The sequence below is a fragment of the Tenacibaculum tangerinum genome (genome assembly GCF_029853675.1).
GTDB lineage: Bacteria > Bacteroidota > Bacteroidia > Flavobacteriales > Flavobacteriaceae > Polaribacter > Polaribacter tangerinum_A.
On sequence record NZ_CP122539.1, the window covers coordinates 625,995 to 645,072 of the forward strand.

General features: G+C 35.0%; 13 protein-coding genes and 1 tRNA gene. 9 read left to right on the forward strand and 5 right to left on the reverse strand.

Going from position 1 to position 19,078, the window contains the following annotated elements; genetic code table 11:
- Positions 1–51 precede the first annotated feature (51 nt).
- The 7 genes from lpxD to fabG all read left to right on the forward strand — a co-directional run bounded on the left by lpxD (position 52) and on the right by fabG (position 6,710).
- A complete protein-coding gene (gene lpxD / locus P8625_RS02615) occupies positions 52–1,092 on the forward strand; it encodes a UDP-3-O-(3-hydroxymyristoyl)glucosamine N-acyltransferase (RefSeq protein ID WP_279651947.1) in 1,041 nt (346 codons plus the stop codon).
- Entirely contained in the window at positions 1,085–2,476 is a 1,392-nt protein-coding gene (locus P8625_RS02620) for a bifunctional UDP-3-O-[3-hydroxymyristoyl] N-acetylglucosamine deacetylase/3-hydroxyacyl-ACP dehydratase (protein ID WP_279651948.1), read from the forward strand. The genes lpxD and P8625_RS02620 overlap by 8 nt, the downstream gene beginning before the upstream one ends.
- A 2-nt stretch (positions 2,477–2,478) precedes the next feature.
- Positions 2,479–3,264 (forward strand): acyl-ACP--UDP-N-acetylglucosamine O-acyltransferase, encoded by a 786-nt coding sequence (lpxA, locus tag P8625_RS02625; protein ID WP_279651949.1) that lies wholly within the window; start codon positions 2,479–2,481, stop codon positions 3,262–3,264.
- A 45-nt stretch (positions 3,265–3,309) separates the two neighbouring features.
- Positions 3,310–3,876, forward strand: a complete 567-nt coding sequence (efp, locus tag P8625_RS02630) for an elongation factor P (protein WP_279651950.1) — start codon at positions 3,310–3,312, stop codon at positions 3,874–3,876.
- A gap of 38 nt (positions 3,877–3,914) precedes the next feature.
- Positions 3,915–4,841: a UDP-3-O-(3-hydroxymyristoyl)glucosamine N-acyltransferase gene (locus P8625_RS02635; protein WP_279651951.1), complete on the forward strand. Its 927-nt coding sequence runs from the start codon at positions 3,915–3,917 to the stop codon at positions 4,839–4,841.
- A gap of 68 nt (positions 4,842–4,909) precedes the next feature.
- Positions 4,910–5,782 carry a succinate--CoA ligase subunit alpha gene (gene sucD / locus P8625_RS02640; RefSeq protein WP_279651952.1) on the forward strand — a complete coding sequence of 291 codons (873 nt, stop codon included), beginning with the start codon at positions 4,910–4,912 and terminating at the stop codon, positions 5,780–5,782.
- 181 nt (positions 5,783–5,963) lie between these two features.
- Complete coding sequence (fabG, locus tag P8625_RS02645) at positions 5,964–6,710, forward strand: 3-oxoacyl-[acyl-carrier-protein] reductase (protein WP_279651953.1); 747 nt, start codon at positions 5,964–5,966, stop codon at positions 6,708–6,710.
- Positions 6,711–6,815: 105 nt separating this feature from the next.
- Here the strand turns inward: fabG and P8625_RS02650 are convergent, their stop codons facing one another.
- The 5 genes from P8625_RS02650 to P8625_RS02670 all read right to left on the reverse strand — a co-directional run bounded on the left by P8625_RS02650 (position 6,816) and on the right by P8625_RS02670 (position 14,170).
- Positions 6,816–7,241, reverse strand: a complete 426-nt coding sequence (locus P8625_RS02650; protein ID WP_279651954.1) for a helix-turn-helix transcriptional regulator — start codon at positions 7,239–7,241, stop codon at positions 6,816–6,818.
- 822 nt (positions 7,242–8,063) lie between these two features.
- The gene (gene purL / locus P8625_RS02655) at positions 8,064–11,768 is read right to left on the reverse strand and encodes a phosphoribosylformylglycinamidine synthase (RefSeq protein WP_279651955.1); all 3,705 of its coding nucleotides are present in this window, start codon (positions 11,766–11,768) and stop codon (positions 8,064–8,066) included.
- Positions 11,769–11,865: 97 nt separating this feature from the next.
- A complete protein-coding gene (locus P8625_RS02660; RefSeq protein ID WP_279651956.1) occupies positions 11,866–12,663 on the reverse strand; it encodes a carboxypeptidase-like regulatory domain-containing protein in 798 nt (265 codons plus the stop codon).
- A gap of 127 nt (positions 12,664–12,790) precedes the next feature.
- Positions 12,791–12,873 (reverse strand) — tRNA-Leu (locus tag P8625_RS02665).
- A gap of 274 nt (positions 12,874–13,147) precedes the next feature.
- On the reverse strand, positions 13,148–14,170 hold the full coding sequence (locus P8625_RS02670) for a LacI family DNA-binding transcriptional regulator (RefSeq protein WP_279651957.1): 1,023 nt from the start codon (positions 14,168–14,170) through the stop codon (positions 13,148–13,150).
- A 322-nt stretch (positions 14,171–14,492) separates the two neighbouring features.
- Here P8625_RS02670 and P8625_RS02675 point away from each other — a divergent pair, with 322 nt between their 5' ends.
- Positions 14,493–17,522, forward strand: coding sequence for a SusC/RagA family TonB-linked outer membrane protein (locus tag P8625_RS02675; protein ID WP_279651958.1), 3,030 nt, complete (start codon positions 14,493–14,495; stop codon positions 17,520–17,522).
- Between the two features lie 10 nt (positions 17,523–17,532).
- Positions 17,533–19,044, forward strand: coding sequence for a RagB/SusD family nutrient uptake outer membrane protein (locus tag P8625_RS02680; RefSeq protein WP_279651959.1), 1,512 nt, complete (start codon positions 17,533–17,535; stop codon positions 19,042–19,044).
- Positions 19,045–19,078 lie beyond the last annotated feature (34 nt).

The following is a 19,078-nucleotide window of genomic DNA, read 5'->3' on the forward strand; positions in this document are numbered from 1 at the left end:
ACAAATCGTAACAAAGAAGTATTTGAACAAAAATAATTACTTTTGCAAATAATGAAATTTACAGCAAAACAAATAGCCGATATTTTAGAAGGAGAGATTGATGGAAATCCAGAAGCTGAAGTATCTACACTTTCTAAGATAGAAGAAGGTAAGGAAGGTTCTTTAACCTTTCTGTCGAATCCTAAGTATAACTCATATATATATACGACTCAAGCCTCAATAGCTATCGTAAATAAAAGTTTTGTTCCTGAAAAGAAAATACAAACGACCTTAATTAAGGTTGAAGATGCCTACAAATCATTTTCAAAACTTCTAGAATTTTACGACCAAGTTAAAAACAATAAGCAAGGAAGAGAAAATCCTCACTTTATAGCTAACTCAGCTACTATTGGAGAAAATGAGTATATCGGTGCGTATGCCTATGTTGGAGAAAATGTAATTTTAGGAAACAACGTTAAAATTTATCCGAATTCTTACATTGGAGACAATGTAACAATAGGTGATAATACGGTTATTTTTGCTGGAGTAAAAATATATTCTGAAAGCGTTGTAGGTAAGAATTGTAAAATTCATTCAGGAACGGTAATCGGAGCTGACGGTTTTGGATTTGCGCCAGATGAAAACGGAGAGTACAAAGCCATACCACAGATAGGAAATGTTATTATAGAAGATAATGTCGATATAGGCTCTAATTCAACCATCGACAGAGCAACCTTAGGGTCTACCATTATTCGTAAAGGGGTAAAGCTAGACAACCAAATTCAGATAGCTCATAATGTTGAAATAGGTAAAAACACCGTAATCGCTTCTCAAACAGGCATTGCAGGATCTACAAAAATTGGAGAAAATTGTATGATTGGTGGGCAAGTAGGTATTGTTGGACATATAACCATCGGAAACAATGTGAAAATCCAAGCACAATCAGGAATAGGAAAAAGCTTAAAAGACGAAGAAGTAGTACAAGGTACTCCAGCATTTGGGTACACAGACTATAATAAATCGTATGTGCATTTTAAAAACCTGCCAAGACTAGCATCAAAAGTACATAAAATAGAAAAAGAGTTGAATGCTCAAAAAACAAAAAATGAGTAAGAAACAAAAAACAATACAAAATGAAATTACATTATCAGGTGTAGGCTTACATACTGGTAATGAAGTTACAATGGTTTTTAAGCCAGCTCCTGAAAATCATGGATTTGCTTTTAAGCGAGTAGATTTACAAGGAGAGCCCATAATAGAGGCAAAAGCAGATTATGTAACAAACACACAAAGAGGCACTAACCTTGAAAAGAATGGAGTTCAAGTTCAAACATCTGAGCACGTTTTAGCTGCCGCAGTCGGTTTAGATATTGACAACTTATTGATAGAAATTAATGCCTCTGAACCACCAATTATGGATGGGTCTTCTAAATTTTTTATTGAAGCCTTAGAAAAAGCTGGAATTGTTGAGCAAGAAGCCGAGATAGAAGAATATGTGGTAAAAGAAATAATTTCATACAAAGATGAAGTATCAGGAAGTGAAATTATTCTCATGCCAGCAGAAGAATATCAGGTGACCACAATGGTAGATTTCGGAACTAAAATTTTAGGAACTCAAAATGCTACCTTAAATACAATTTCTGAATTCAAAAATGAAATCTCTGCCGCAAGAACCTTCAGTTTTTTACACGAGATTGAAATGTTGTTGGAAAACGATTTGATTAAAGGAGGCGATTTAAACAATGCCATTGTTTATGTAGACAAAGAGTTGTCTGATAGTACGATGGAAAAGTTAAAAAAGGCTTTCAACAAAGATAATATCACGGTAAAACCTAACGGCGTATTAGATAACTTAACCCTGCATTGGGCAAATGAAGCAGCTCGACATAAGTTGTTAGACGTTATAGGAGATTTAGCATTAACAGGCACTCGAATTAGAGGTAAGGTAATCGCTAATAAACCAGGACATGCGGTTAACACCACATTTGCAAAAAAATTGGCAAAAATCATTAAGACGGAAAAAAGAAACAATGTTCCAACCTATGATTTAAACCAAGCACCACTGATGGATATCCATAAAATAATGGATATCTTACCTCACAGACCACCATTTTTATTAATTGATAGAATTATAGAACTATCTGATAAACACGTGGTTGGAATGAAAAATGTTACGATGAATGAAAACTTTTTCGTAGGACATTTTCCAGGAGCACCAGTAATGCCAGGGGTTCTTCAAGTAGAAGCTATGGCACAGTGTGGTGGAGTTTTAGTGTTAAGCACGGTTCCAGATCCTGAAAATTATTTAACCTATTTCATGAAAATGGACAATGTTAAATTCAAACAAAAAGTATTACCAGGCGATACCTTAATTTTTAAAGCAGAATTAATGGGACCTATTCGTAGAGGTATTTGTCACATGCAAGCCTATGCCTATGCCAATGGAAAGTTAGTTGCAGAAGCAGAGCTAATGGCACAAATTTCAAAAGTAAAATAATTATGAACCAACCACTTGCATACGTACATCCGCAAGCAAAGATAGCCCGTAACGTAGTTATAGAACCGTTTACAACGATTCATGCAAATGTAGAAATAGGATCAGGTACTTGGATAGGTTCCAATGTAACCATTATGGAAGGCGCACGTATCGGAAAAAACTGTAGAATTTTTCCCGGAGCCGTTATTTCAGCAATTCCTCAAGATTTAAAATTTGAAGATGAAGATACCGTTGTAGAAATAGGAGATAATGTTACCATACGAGAGTGCGTAACGATTAACAGAGGTACTTCAGACAGAATGAAAACTGTAGTAGGAGACAACTGTTTAATTATGGCATATTGCCACATTGCTCACGATTGCAAAGTGGGAGATAATTGTATCTTTTCAAATAACTCAACCCTAGCAGGTCATGTTACTATTGGCGACAATGTAGTATTGGCAGGTATGGTAGCCGTGCATCAATTTGCTGCTGTGGGTAGCCATGCATTTGTAACAGGAGGGTCGTTGGTTCGAAAAGATGTACCCCCTTATGTAAAGGCAGCAAGAGAGCCTTTGTCGTATGTAGGAATCAATTCAGTTGGCTTACGTAGAAGAGGCTTTACAACCGAAAAGATTAGGGAAATTCAAGATGTATACAGAATTTTATTCCAAAAGAATTATAACAATTCACAAGCGATTGCAATTATAGAAGCTGAAATGGAAGCCACCTCAGAAAGAGACGAAATTATTCAGTTTATCAAAGATTCGCATCGCGGAATTATGAAAGGATATTTTAAAACAAATTAAATAGTACAATTGCATTTAAAATAGCAATTAATAAAGATTAAATAAATGGCAACAACATCAGATATTAAGAAAGGATTGTGTATAAAATATAATCATGACATTTTTAAAGTCATAGAGTTTTTACATGTAAAACCAGGAAAAGGACCTGCTTTTGTACGTACAAAACTAAAAAGTGTTACTTCAGGAAAAGTAATCGACAATACTTTCTCAGCAGGTCATAAAATTGAAGACGTTCGTGTAGAAACGCATAAATTTCAATACTTGTATCCAGAAGGAGATACCTATCACTTTATGAATACTGAAGATTACAATCAAATAACCCTTCAAAAATCAGTGTTAGACGCTCCTGATTTAATGAAAGAAGGAGAAATAGTTACAGTTCTTATCAATACTGAAGACGGAATGCCGCTATCCGTAGAAATGCCATCACACGTTATTTTAGAGGTTACTCATACTGAACCAGGGGTAAAAGGCAATACGGCAACCAATGCTACCAAACCCGCTACAGTGGAAACAGGAGCTAGAATAAATGTTCCTCTTTTTATCAACGAAGGAGATAAAATAAAAATAGACACAGAGAAAGGCGCATATTCAGAGCGTATTAAAGAATAAATACTATTCCCGCTTTGGCGGGAATTTCTTTTTAAAAGATGAAATTCAAACAGCCTCAAACTTTAGAGCAGATAGCAACGTTATTAAACGTTGATTTTGTGGGAGCTAAAGACTTTGTTATTACAGGAATCAACGAAATTCATGTCGTAGAAAAAGGAGACATTGTTTTTGTAGACCATCCAAAATACTACGACAAAGCATTAAACTCAGCAGCGACCACCATATTAATCAATAAAAAAGTAGCTTGCCCAGAAGGAAAATCATTATTAATTTCTGACGATCCGTTTAGAGATTTTAATAAGATTACAAAACACTTCAACCCGTTTATAGCCTCTAAAAAGACCATTGCAGATACTGCAATTATAGGTGAAGGAACCATTGTTCAACCCAATGTTTTTATAGGAGAGAATGTTACCGTAGGTAAAAACTGTGTAATACATCCCAATGTAACCATCTATAACAACACCGTTATAGGAAACAATGTAACCATTCATGCAAATACAGTTTTAGGTGCCGACGCTTTTTACTATAAAAATCGTCCTGAAGGTTTCGATAAATTGATTTCAGGAGGAAAAGTAGTACTAGAAGACAATGTAGATTTAGGTGCTTCATGTACTATTGATAGAGGAGTAACAGGTGACACTACGATTGGAAACGGTACGAAAATAGACAACCAAGTACATGTTGGTCACGATACTGTGATAGGAAAAAAATGCTTAATAGCCTCTCAAACAGGAATTGCAGGCTGTGTTGTTATTGAAGACGAAGTGACTATTTGGGGTCAGGTTGGTACTAATAGCGGAATTACCATAGGGAAAGGAGCGGTAATATTAGGACAAACAGGAGTTACCAAATCTGTACCAGGCGGAAAATCATATTTCGGAACACCCATATCAGAGTCTAGAGAAAAATTAAAAGAACTCGCTGAAATAAAACAATTTTTAAAAGAACAAAAAAAGAAGTAAAAGTTTTACAAATCAATTACAAAAAGTTACTTTTGTGAAGCCAAAAAAATAAAATAAAAAGCAAACCAATGAGTGTTTTAGTAAATAAAGATTCAAAAATTATAGTTCAAGGTTTTACAGGGAGTGAAGGTACTTTTCACGCTGGTCAAATGATCGATTACGGAACAAACGTAGTTGGAGGTGTTACACCAGGTAAAGGAGGCCAGGAGCATCTAGGAAAACCCGTTTTTAATACCGTTGATGAAGCTGTTCAAAAAGTAGGAGCTGATACTTCTATTATTTTTGTACCACCAGCATTTGCTGCTGACGCTATTATGGAAGCTGCTGAAGCTGGAATTAAAGTAATTATTTGTATTACGGAAGGAATTCCTACGGCTGATATGGTAAAAGTAAAAGCCTATATCGACCAGTTGGATTGTACTTTAGTAGGTCCTAACTGTCCAGGTGTAATTACTCCTGAAGAAGCAAAAGTTGGAATCATGCCAGGCTTCATCTTTAAAAAAGGAAAAGTAGGAATCGTTTCTAAATCAGGAACATTAACCTACGAAGCAGCCGATCAAGTAGTAAAACAAGGATACGGAATTACTACTGCTATTGGTATTGGTGGAGACCCAATTATTGGAACAACTACGAAAGAAGCAGTTGAGCTATTAATGAATGACGATGAAACAGAAGCCATCGTTATGATTGGTGAAATTGGAGGGAATCTAGAAGCAGAAGCAGCGCGTTGGATAAAAGCGGATGGTAACCGTAAACCAGTGGTTGGTTTTATAGCAGGACAAACTGCCCCAGCTGGTAGAACAATGGGACACGCTGGTGCTATCGTTGGAGGTGCTGATGATACAGCACAAGCAAAAATGAAAATTTTAGCAGAAAATGGAGTTCACGTGGTGGATTCTCCTGCTAAAATAGGAGAAATGGTAGCCAAAGTTTTAGCATAACAAACACATACACATATATGTAAATTCCCGTTTTTAACGGGAATTTCTTTTTATATTTGAACCCAACAAACTACCCAGATACTAGCATATTGGGTATTCAAAAAAATTATTTAAGAATTTAGAGGCAAGCCACAGAAAATTAAAACCTTGGCTATCGCACTACGATTAAAACAACTAATAAATGAAACTTTTAGAAAATAAAACAGCAATCATTACAGGTGCTACTAGAGGTATAGGTAGAGGAATTGCACTAGAATTTGCAAACCAAGGATGCAACGTTGCATTTACGTATAACTCTTCAGTTGAAGCGGCCACAGCCTTAGAAAATGAATTAAAAGCATTAGGAGTAAAGGCAAAAGGGTATCAATCAAATGCTGCAGAGTTTGATGCAGCACAAGAATTGGCGAAAAATGTTTTAGAAGAATTCGGAACCATTGATGTTTTAGTAAATAATGCAGGTATTACTAAAGACAACTTGCTAATGCGTATTTCTGAAGATGATTTTGATAAAGTAATCGAGGTAAATTTAAAATCGGTTTTCAATTTAACTAAAGCAGTTATCCGACCAATGATGAAACAACGTGCAGGCTCAATAATCAATATGAGTTCTGTGGTGGGCTTAAAAGGAAACGCTGGGCAAGCAAACTATGCTGCTTCTAAAGCAGGAATTTTAGGTTTTTCAAAATCGGTTGCGTTAGAATTAGGTTCTCGTAACATTCGTAGCAACGTAGTTGCTCCTGGTTTTATTGAAACTGAAATGACCGCAAAACTTGATGAAAAAGTAGTGGAAGGTTGGAGAAATGAAATTCCTTTAAAAAGAGGAGGAACTCCCCAAGATATTGCCAATGCTTGTGTATTTCTGGCTTCAGATATGAGTTCGTATATCACAGGACAAACCTTATCGGTAGATGGAGGAATGTTAACATAAAATTTTTACATTATACTAAATAAAAAAAAGTCTGTATCAATTCTGATACAGACTTTTTTCGTTCATCCCAGTTACTTCAAATTGTAAATGGTATTCAATGATGTGTTATCTTTTTCTGTAATCTTCAAAAGTTCCATCATTGTATAGAACCAAAATATTTTTAATTTCTTTTGATGTAGCTACTTTTTCTGATTTTTGATGACTCTCTGAGAATTGCGTATTTGATTTTTCTTCGGAGTCTTGCTCAAATACAGGATTTTCAGCAAATAGAGAAGGAGTGCTGTAATTTTCAATGCTTTCCTTTTTTTCAGGCTTCTCTATGTTAGGAGGAAAACTACCTTTGCCATATACCAACCAGTTGAGTTCAACTTCATCAAATGCCTTTTCAACTTTTATAATGAAATCTAAACTCGGTTTATTTCTTCCCGAAAGTAGGTGAGAAATACTAGATCTGGGCACATCGATCTTATCTGCAAAACTAGAAGCTGATAAATCGTAATACGCTAATATTTTTTTTAATCTTTCTATCATTTGTTTACAAATGTAACAATAACAAGTTGTTTACTTATGTAAATATATGCAATTTAACACATGTAAAAAAATAAAAAGGGTAATATTACAAGTAGAAAGGTTTAAAATATAAACAAATACTTTAGTTGAATATATATAAAATACTAAAAAACAGCATTTTATTTGTTTAATATAGATAAAAGTTATTTAACACCTTATAAGCGAACAAGAATAAGTAAGTTACAATCGTAAACAAATGTGCGATTCTTTGATTAATTTACTTTTGTAAACAGTGAAATATTTAGTTAAGATTACTTCTTTGTCTAATTGATTCACATATATAATATACTTTATAGCTATCCCTCTCTCATGTGCGATTAGCTGCCTTAATAGAGGACTATATATTACCCATAAGTTCCATAAAATCAGTATAGAATAGATTGTTTACTTAAATAAAAGATACAAGAGGTCTAAGACTCTATTTTAACCTAATTTTAGCAGATTTATACTTTATTAATCCCAAAATCAATAATGTGCTATGTCGATTGACTGAAGTGTGACTAATAACCTCTTAAAAGCAAGAGTTATTTACTTAAATCAGACTTCTCTTTTAATTCGATTTATGATTATAATCGTAAGTAACTTAAAATCAGTATATAGCATACAGAGTTCACATTACTTTAGTAAAAAGGTTATTGTATACAAGAGTACAATGAATAAAATTAAACAAATATTTACATTTGTAAATAATCTATTTTACAATTGTTTACTTTTGTAAAACAATAAAGCACCCTTTACAGAGTGCCTTTTTTATATCGAAAATTGAAAGAAGTATTTATATTATTACTTTTTATGTTCTATCCACTTTCTAGCGTTTACAAAAGCTTCTAACCACGGAGAAACTTCATCTTCTCTGTCTTGTGGGTAATTTGCCCAATTCCATTGGAAAGTAGAACGTTCAATATGTGGCATGGTTACCAAATGGCGCCCTGTTGAATCACACAGCATAGCCGTGTTATAATCAGAACCGTTCGGATTGTTAGGATATCCTTCATATCCGTACTTAGCAACAATGTTATAATTTTCTTCAGTTTCTGGTAAATGAAATTTTCCTTCTCCATGAGAAATCCAAACACCTAACTCAGTTCCTGCTAAACTAGATAACATTACGGAGTTATTCTCTTGAATTTTTACAGAAGTAAACGAACTTTCGTGCTTTTTAGAATCGTTATGTAACATCTTTCCATGTTTGGTATGCTCTGGATTGATTAACTCTAACTCCATAAATAACTGACATCCGTTGCAAATACCTACAGAGAGCGTATCTTCTCTTTTAAAGAAATTCTGTAGCGCAGTATTTGCTTTTTCGTTATATAAAAATGCACCCGCCCATCCTTTAGCAGAACCTAACACATCAGAATTAGAAAAACCACCAACAGCACCAATAAACTGAGTATCTTCTAACGTCTCACGACCAGAAATTAAATCGGTCATGTGAACATCTTTTACATCAAAACCGGCTAAATACATTGCGTTTGCCATTTCACGTTCAGAGTTTGAACCTTTTTCTCGAATGATAGCGGCTTTTGGACGAACAGATTGCTTCGTTTTACTCGCAATGACGTCTTTTAACTTTCCTGTAAAATGCGTTGGGAAGGTATAGTGTAACGGCTGATTTTTATAATTATCAAAACGATCTTTGGCTAAACCATTCGCTGTTTGCTTTTGATCTAATAAATAGGATGTTTTATACCAAGTATCTCTTAATTCAGCAATTGACAAGGCAAAAACATCAGATCCGTTTTTAATATTCAATCGATCAGATTCTGTTACAGTACCTATTTTAAAGAATTCAATATTGTTTTCAGTTAAAATTTGCTCAACTGAATTGTCTGTCGCTTGGAAAACAATTCCTGAGTTTTCAGCAAATAGCAATTTAATGCTATCTGTTTCATTTAAAGAAGACAAGTCTATGTTAGCACCTACATTAACATCTGCAAAACACAATTCTAGTAAAGTTGTGATGAATCCTCCAGATGCCACATCGTGACCCGCAACTATTTTTCCTTTTTTGATTAAATTCTGAACTACATTAAATGCAGATTTAAAGAATTTGGTATTGGTAATAGTAGGAGTAGCGCTCCCTATTTTGTTTACAATTTGTGCAAACGAACTTCCTCCTAATTTGAATTCATCTTGCGACAAATTAATATAGTAGATACTTCCTTTGTTAGGTTGTAAAACAGGTTCTACCACTTTGGTAATATCGTTGCAATTTGCAGCTGCAGAAATCACTACAGTTCCTGGAGAAATAACTTCTTCATTTGGGTACTTCTGTTTCATTGATAACGAATCTTTTCCTGTGGGAACATTGATTCCTAAATCAATAGCAAATTCAGAAACAGCTTTTACCGCTTTATACAAGCGCGCGTCTTCGCCTTCATTTCTACAAGGCCACATCCAGTTTGCGGACAATGAAACCGATTGTAACCCCTCTTTTAAAGGTGCCCAAACGATATTTGTTAATGCTTCTGCAATAGAATTCTTACTTCCAGCCTCTGGGTGGATTAAACCAGCAATAGGAGCGTGCCCAATCGTAGTTGCAATTCCTTCTTTACCCTTATAGTCCAACGCCATGACACCAACATTGTTTAGAGGAAGTTGTAAGGCACCAACACATTGTTGTTTGGCTACTTTTCCACCCACGCAACGGTCTACTTTATTGGTTAACCAATCTTTACAAGCTACAGCTTCTAGTTGCAGTACTTGTTCTAAATAACTCGTAAAGTTTTCTTTTGAATAGTCAATGGCGGCATAGTTTCTATAGACTGTTTTATCCGTCATAATTGTTTTTGGAGAGCTTCCAAACATATCTTCTAAAGCCAAATCCATTGGTTTGTTACAATGAGTTTTAGATTCAAAAGTAAAACGATGATTTCCAGTAACATCACCTACTGTATACATAGGTGAACGTTCACGTTCAGCAATTTGACGAAGGAAATCGATATGCTTTTCTGCAATTACCAATCCCATTCTTTCTTGTGACTCGTTACCAATAATTTCTTTATCTGATAGGGTAGGGTCACCTACGGGTAACGAATCTAAATTAATAACTCCTCCCGTGTCTTCCACCAGTTCTGACAAACAGTTAAGGTGTCCACCAGCTCCATGGTCGTGAATGGAAACAATATAATTTTCGTCGCTTTCTACCATACCACGAACGGCATTGGCAGCACGTTTTTGCATTTCAGGATTGGAACGCTGCACAGCGTTTAACTCAATTCCTGAAGAAAACGCTCCAGTGTCGGCAGAAGAAACCGCAGCTCCTCCCATACCAATGCGGTAGTTCTCACCACCTAAGATGACCACTTTATCTCCTTCTTTCGGAGTATCTTTTAACGCTTGTTCTTTTTTTCCATATCCAACACCCCCAGCTTGCATGATAACCTTGTCGAAACCAAGTTTTCTAGGTTGAGCCCCTTCTAGTGTGCTATCGCTTTGCTCGTCATGTTCAAAAGTTAATACAGAACCGCAGATTAAGGGCTGTCCGAATTTATTTCCAAAATCAGAAGCTCCATTGGAAGCCTTGATTAAAATATCTATGGGAGTTTGGTACAACCATTGGCGCTCGTCCATTCCTTTTTCCCAAGGTCGATTCTCTTCTAAACGAGAATACGAGGTCATATACACCGCCGTACCCGCTAATGGTAGCGATCCCTTTCCGCCAGCTAATCTATCACGAATTTCACCTCCAGAACCAGTGGCAGCACCGTTGAACGGTTCAACAGTGGTAGGGAAGTTGTGCGTTTCTGCTTTTAAAGAGATAACAGATTCAAAATCTTTCGTTTCGTAAAAATCGGGTTTTTCAGCACTTTTCGGAGCAAACTGCTCTACGTTAGGTCCTTGAATAAAAGCAACATTGTCTTTATAAGCAGAAATAATGTCGTTTGGATTTTCTTCGGAAGTTTTTTTAATTAATTTGAAAAGTGAAGTAGGCATTTCTTCACCATCAATTACAAAAGTTCCGTTAAAAATTTTATGGCGACAGTGTTCTGAGTTTACTTGTGAGAATCCAAATACTTCAGAATCGGTTAGTTTTCTACCAATTTTTGTGGCAACTTCTTCTAAATAGGTAATTTCTTCTTCACTTAACGCCAATCCTTCTTGCTCGTTATATGCAGCAATATCCTCAATTTCTAAAATAGGTTCTGGCTGAATATTGATTGTAAAAGTCTCTTGGTTTAATCCGTTAAATTTTTGAGAAATCATTGGGTCGAAATCAGAAAAATCATCAGCAACTGCTTCAAACTCTTCGATTCTTATAATTCCAGAAATCCCCATATTTTGAGTAATTTCAACTGCATTGGTACTCCAAGGAGTAATCATTGCTGCCCTTGGTCCAACAAAAAAGGCGTCGAGAGACGCCGCATTTATTTTCGGTTGGTTGCCAAATAACCAAGTTAATTTCGAAATTGTTTCAGATGTTAATTCTTCTGTTGTTTGAACAGCAAAGACCTTACTGTTTACGTTTCCAAAGAAATGAATCATTATTAGTTGTGTTTGTGTGTTTTTTGAAGGTGTAAATTTAGTTCTTTTGGTTGAAATATAAACATAAAAAAAGCAGCAAAATTTTGCTGCTTTTATGTTAATCTCTATCAGGTATTCTATCTCTTTCTATTTTTCCTTTTTTCACGGCTTTATAGCTTTCGTAACAGTTTAATACAGCTTCAATCAACTGTAAATCACTGGCTTTTTTTATGAAGTATTCAGAATAATTACAATCAGAAAGTAGTTTGTTTAACTCAGCTCTGTCCATTTCTAAGTATTCCATCATCACCTCACGGTCAAATTTACCCGCTAACATTTTACGCAAATCGTCTTCTTTTTTAAGCTTTTTTAATTTTTTAAGTTGTTTGGGCTTATTTCCGAAGAGATTATATACCAAATCAACAGGATTTAAGAGTTTTGCAATAGGAGAGGAGATTTTTTGAGGTCTTCCTACTTCGTATGTTTGCGGCAACCCGTTAATATGTATTCTTGTAAAACGATCTTTAGGTACTTGTTTAACATCTACTTCTAGCACTCCGATTAATTGAGTAGATTTAATGACGACTTCTTTTACTTCTTCTGGTTTTTCTTCTAGTGAAATTACGACTTCATTTCCTTTTAAAAGGTCGTTTGTAATTTTTAATTTTATAGAGGCGTAGCCTAAATAAGAAACGAGTACAGTATCATTTGCTTGTGCTACAAGGTCAAAAAGACCTTTTTCGTTAGTTATCGTACCAATAACAGAATTAAGATTTAGTATATGAGCTGCACTTAAAGGTTTTTTAGATTCGGAGTCGATTATTTGTCCTTTAAGCTTGCCACTATCTGTGTTTTGTGCTATTGTTATAAATGATGATATTGACAACAATACTAAAATGAGGTACTTTTTTTGCATACTGCAATAATAAGAATTAATAGAGGTTATTTCGTTAATTATCTGTGAAATTGCTAACATGATAACAAAGATCATTCCACAAAAAAAATCACAAACGCTCATTGAAGAACTATTTGTGATTTTATCGTGCACGTAACAGGAGTCGAACCTGCACTTCCGTAGGAAACAAGCCCCTCAAGCCTGCGCGTCTACCAATTCCGCCATACGTGCATAAACTAAAAAAGTGAAACTTGAGCTTAACTTTCATAACCAAACTGAAGCTATAACTTAAGCCATTTTCTTCAGTATTGATAAGCTTTTTGATTCATTTCAAAAATCGTGTATACAACTCGTGAACGTTACTTCATTCTCAATTAAGTTGAATTGATTTTTGCTGGTGCAAATATAAAAATTTTATGGTATTTCGTGAATATAATCTTAGTAGATTACAATCTCATTTAAAAAGGCGGGGCGGTAAAAATGTACTCTTTTGGTAATGACTAGTTTAACACGAATTTCGTATAACTAGTTCGGTGTCGATGACGATTTTTTTATGGGTAAAGGGTTTGTTACTTTTTTTGCTTAATATTTCTTCAAACAAAATTTCAATAGATTTTTTCCCCATTTGATAGGCGTTTTGATCGATTGATGATAAGGAAGGAGTAATAACAGAAGCCATAAACCAATTACTAAACCCAAATAGGGCTATTTGTTCTGGTATCTTTATACCTTTTTCATTAAAATAATTAATCGCACCAATTGCCATTAAATCATTAACAGTAAATATAGCATCTACATTGTCTCCATGGTCAAGAAGTATTTGTTTAGCAGATGAATAACCATCTGAAAAATCAGAATTATTATCGCATAAATAAACTAGGGAAGGGTCAAAAGTGATGCCGTGGTCTTCTAGTGCTTTTTTATACCCCAAAAACCTGTCAATGGAATTCTGGGGATTAAGATCACCTCTAAAGTGGGCGATACGTTTGTACCCTTTACTTATTAAATAAGAAACGGCTTCGTAGGCGGCCTTCTTGTCATCTATAAATACTTTGGAGCAATTTACTAATTTGGCAATTTTATCGAACAGAACAAGAGGAATGTCGTAATCGATTATTTTTTGCAAGTGTTTAAAATCATTTGTTTTATTAGATAAAGAAATTAAGATACCATCAACCCCCTTGTTTAATAATAAATCTACTTGCTTTTTTTCGTTACAATATTCTTCATTCGATTGCATGACAATAACCATGTAGTTTCTTTGTTCAGCTTCTTTAAAAATTGCATCAAGTACGCTTGAAAAAAAATAATGAATCATTGTTGGAATAATAACGCCTATGATTTTAGATTCCTTGCTACGAAGACCCAAAGCAAATGAATTAGGCTCATAATTCAATTCTCTTGCTAAATCTTGAACACTTTTTTTTGTTTCATCACTAACATCGGGGTAATTTTTTAAAGCCTTGGAAACGGTAGCAGTAGATAAACCAAGTTGTTTTGCTAAATCTTTTAAAGTAATATGTTTCATATCGAGGGATTTTTGAACAAATAAGTTACAAATAAAATTCTTAAAAACAAATTATCATAACTTACTTTAAAAATAATAATATTGGTTAAATTTTTCACAAATTTATGAGTATTATATAAAAAAGCTAACTAACTTTTGTTGATATATCAAAATCGAAAACGTTTTCGGCTCGTTTTTAAATGTTTTTTTTAAAATTTTATACAATGGAAGAACTTAATAAACATCTTTGTTATTATCGTTTGGCGGATTAGTTTAAATCAGAAGACAGATTAAAAATCCAACAGACATTAAAAAACACACTAGTAAACAATTTATTTTAATTATGAAAAGCAAATTACTTAAAACATTTTTCCTACCGTTTATTCTTTTACTCGGAAATTATGTTTATGCACAAACTGTTACAGGAACAGTTTCTGATGCTTTAGAACCTTTACCAGGAGTTAACATTTTGGTAAAAGGGAAAACTGTTGGAACTGCAACTGATTTTGATGGTAAGTTTGAGATACAAGCTAATAAGGGTGACATTTTGGTGTTCTCTTTTATTGGCTATCAAACTCAAGAAGTTGTTGTGTCAGATACAACAATGAATGTAACTCTTCTAGAAGATACAGATAAACTTGATGAAGTTGTTATTGTTGGGTATGGATCTGTAAAAAAACAAGATGCTACGGGAGCTGTAGATGTTGTAAGTACAGAAGATTTTAATAAAGGTGTTGTTACATCACCAGAGCAATTGTTACAGGGACGATCTGCCGGTGTACAAGTAACGACTTCTAGTGGCGAACCAGGAGCTGGTGCTACCATACGTATTAGGGGTTCGTCTTCCGTAAGGTCAGGAAATGATCCTTTATACGTTATCGATGGGGTACCCTTTAATAATAGTAGCAATGCACCAGGTTCAAATACCGGTACAATTTCTGGATCTTCCAGTGCTAAAAACCCATTAAACTTTATCAACTCCAACGATATTGAGTCTATCTCAATTCTTAAGGATGCCTCGGCAACAGCTATTTACGGGGCAAGAGCGGCAAATGGAGTAGTTATAATTACCACGAAATCTGGTAAAAGAGGTGAAGGAAAACTTAATTATTCGATTACTACTACCTCTTCTCGTGTAGCCAATTCTTACGATCTTTTAAATGCCAATCAGTTTGCAGCAGCGAATCCCAGTGCTGATGCTGGTGGTAGTGTAGATGCTTTTGATGCCATTAGCAAGACCGCATTAACTACAGAGCATAATTTATCTTATTCTGGTGGTTCTGAGAAGGGCAAGTACAGAGTATCTTTAGGTGCGCTGAACCAAGAGGGTGTAATAAAAAACACTGGAATGGACAAATACACCTTAAATACCAACATTTCGCAAAAGTTTTTTGAAGATATAGTAGAGGTTTCTGTCAGCTTAACAGCTTCTCAAATAGAAAATGAAGCCACTGCACTTTCAGAATCTATTGGTGCCGAAGGCGATATAATGATGTCTGCTTTAAAATGGAATCCTACGCAATCTTTTTATGCGGCAGATGGGTCTTTTGTACAACCTTCTGCGAATCAAAGAAATCCATTAGCGTTTTTAAACTATTTTAATGACAATACCAAAACAACCAAGCTTTTTGGAAATGTGAAGGCAAATATCAAACTTACCGACGATTTAAAGTATGAGTTTACTTATGGTTTTGACAAAACCAATGCTTACAGAGGTATTGCAGCCTCAAGTGCTTTTAATACGCAGGAAACGTTAGGTAGAGGTTATGCAAATGTTCAGAACTCAAGATTTAATAACATACTGATAACCAATACATTATCATTCAAAAAAGATGTTTCAGAAAATGTAAACATCGATGCTGTTATCGGGCATAGTTATGAAGATTACCAAGGTAGTGGAGAAAATATTACTTTTAGGGATTTTTCAAAAGAAGATCAACAAGGCTATTTAGATAATATTTTTGCTGCTCAAACTATTGAAAGAAATGACTATTCTTCTTTCGGGTATAGCATAGACAGAAATCAAATTGTTAATGTTGGTTTTCTGCCAGTTTCATTGCAATCTTATTTTGCACGAAGTATCGTTAATATAAGCAATAAATATATTTTAACGGCTACTGTAAGAGCAGATGGGTCAAGTCGATTTGGATCAGATAACAAATATGGGTATTTCCCATCCTTTGCGGCAGCTTGGAAAATTCATGAGGAAGGTTTCTTGCCTGAAACAATTAATGAGTTAAAGTTTAGAGCAGGATGGGGACAAACTGGAAATCAAGAGTTTAGTGCTGAAGCAGCTAGCGATATTTATGTTATTAAAGATACTGGCCAGCCATCAAGCCTTAATATAGGTAGTGCTGATTTGAAATGGGAATCGACCACCCAGTTGAACTTTGGTTTCGATTTTGGATTATTCGATAGCAAATTATCTGGTAGTTTAGATTATTTTAACAAAAAGACCAATGATTTATTATTCAGACTTCCTGTTGCACAGCCCGGTCCTGTAGGATCATTTAGCTGGTCTAATTTTGATGATGAAATTATCAACTCAGGTGTGGAGATTGGCCTAAATTATAAGGCCTTTGATAAAGAAGATTTTTCTTTGGAAATTGGAGGAAACATTTCTTTCTTAAAAAATGAGATAAATGGGAAAGAAGCATTTGCGAGATTTGGAACGTCTACGGGATCCGCAAGTGGTCAAGGCCTGTCTGGCGATAGTTTACAGTTATTATATGATGGACAGCCATTATATGCCTTCTATTTACCTGTTTTTGAAGGATTCGATTCTAGTGGCAATGCTGTGTATGCAGATACAAACGGTGATGGTGTTGTCAATACCGACTTTGACCAACCAGGAGGGGATAGTGACAGAGCTTTTGTAGGGGATCCAAATCCTGATATTAATGTTGGATTATATATTAGAGGTAATTATAAAAATTGGGATTTCACCGTTAATGGTTACGGGGCTTATGGTCATCAAATTTACAATAACACAGCAAACGCATTATTCAATGCCAATGCGCTTTATACTAGAGGTGAAAATGTAATAACCAGTGTTGTAGATAATGGTGAAGATCCAGGATCAAGCCTAAAAGTATCTACTCGCTTTTTGGAATCGGGTGACTTTTTTAGACTGTCGAATTTGAGCATAGGTTATTCATTCGATACCGAAAACTTAGGTAAGGTAGGTAACTATTTAAAAGGTATGCGCTTAGCTTTAACGGGTCAGAATTTATTCATCATTACACAGTATAGTGGGTTTGATCCAGAGGTAAATACAAACAAACAAGTAGATGGTGTACCTTCTTTTGGAATTGAATATTCTGGTTATCCAAGATCACGTTCATTATCATTAGGTTTAAATTTAAATTTCTAACAAAAGAATCATGAAAAAATATTTAATTTTTACAATTAGTACATTTTTTATCTTCTCGTGTACTGATTTAGATAAGGAGTTAGATGGACTTTTAGACAAAAGTGGTCTAACTAAACAAGAAATCGTTACAGGACAATTGGTGAATGCTTACAGCCAGTTGCGCTCATTTCAACATCAGGAGTTTCAATATGTATTACAACAGCACCCTACAGATGAAATGGCGGGTCCTACCAGAGGTGCCGATTGGGACGATGGTGGTGCATGGAGAGCACTTCACCTGCATCAGTGGAACTCATCTCATCCAAGGATTTCTGGTGCTTGGGATCAGATTTTAGGTGGCTTGTTTTCAGCAATTGATGCTCTCAACAATGAGCCCAATGATGAAGAAAGAGCCATGGCTACATTCTATTCTAGTTTCTATATATTTACAGCAACAGATTTATGGGGCCAAGTACCAAACAGAGAGATTGGCACAAGCTATGGAGACTTCCCAACGGTTTTAAAGCGCACAGAAGCTATAGATATAGCTATTTCGCAATTAGAAGCTGTTTATGACAATTTACCTAGCGGTTCGGCTAGTAATAGTGTTAATAAATATGTAGCAGCAACGTTATTAGCTAAAATGTATTTAAATCGCGCCGTGTATAAAGCTACTGATGAAGATGGTACGCCACAAACAGGACCATTTGCTTTTGATAATGCAGACATGCAAAAAGTAGTTGATTATTGTGATACTGTTTTATCTGGTCCGTTTTCATTACAAGCCAATTACTTTGATGCTTTTGCACCAAACAACACAGATATAGGTACAGAAATTATTTTTGCCTCTGAAAACGATAACAAAACTGGTGGTGAGCTGGCTAGATTCTATTTCATGACACTGCATTACAATAATAATCCGGGTGGATGGAATGGTTTTGTAGCACTAACTGATTTATATGATAAATTTGATGACAGCGATCCTCGTATTGGAGGAGATTATGATGGTTTAACAGACGTATCAGGTTTGAAAACAGGATTTTTGGTTGGCCAGCAGTATGATGAAGCGGGTAATGAAATCGAAGACAGAGCTGGTCAGCCTTTGGCTTTTACAAAAGAGTTTTCTTTGGCCAACTCAACAGAAGAAAAAGGTATGAGAGTTATCAAGTATATGCCTGATTATGCTAACTTAAATAGGCCAGCCAATGACTTTGTAATTTTTAGATTGGCAGATGTTTATTTAATGAAAGCAGAAGCCATGACAAGAATGGGAGGAGATGCTTCAGGACCGCTAAATGTATTAAGAACAGCCAGAGGTGTTGAAAGCGTTTATACAGGAGCTACTTTAGATGATATTTTAGATGAACGTGCTAGGGAATTGTATTGGGAAGGTTGGAGAAGACAGGATCAAATTCGTTTTAGTACCTTCTTAGATCCTGTTCAGGAAAAGCCTGAATCTACAGATAGAACAAAGATTATATATCCAATTCCTGCAAAAGCATTGAGTACAAACCCTAATTTAACGCAAAATCCAGGATATTAAATATTTGAATTAATTATTGATTGGTAGTTTTTAA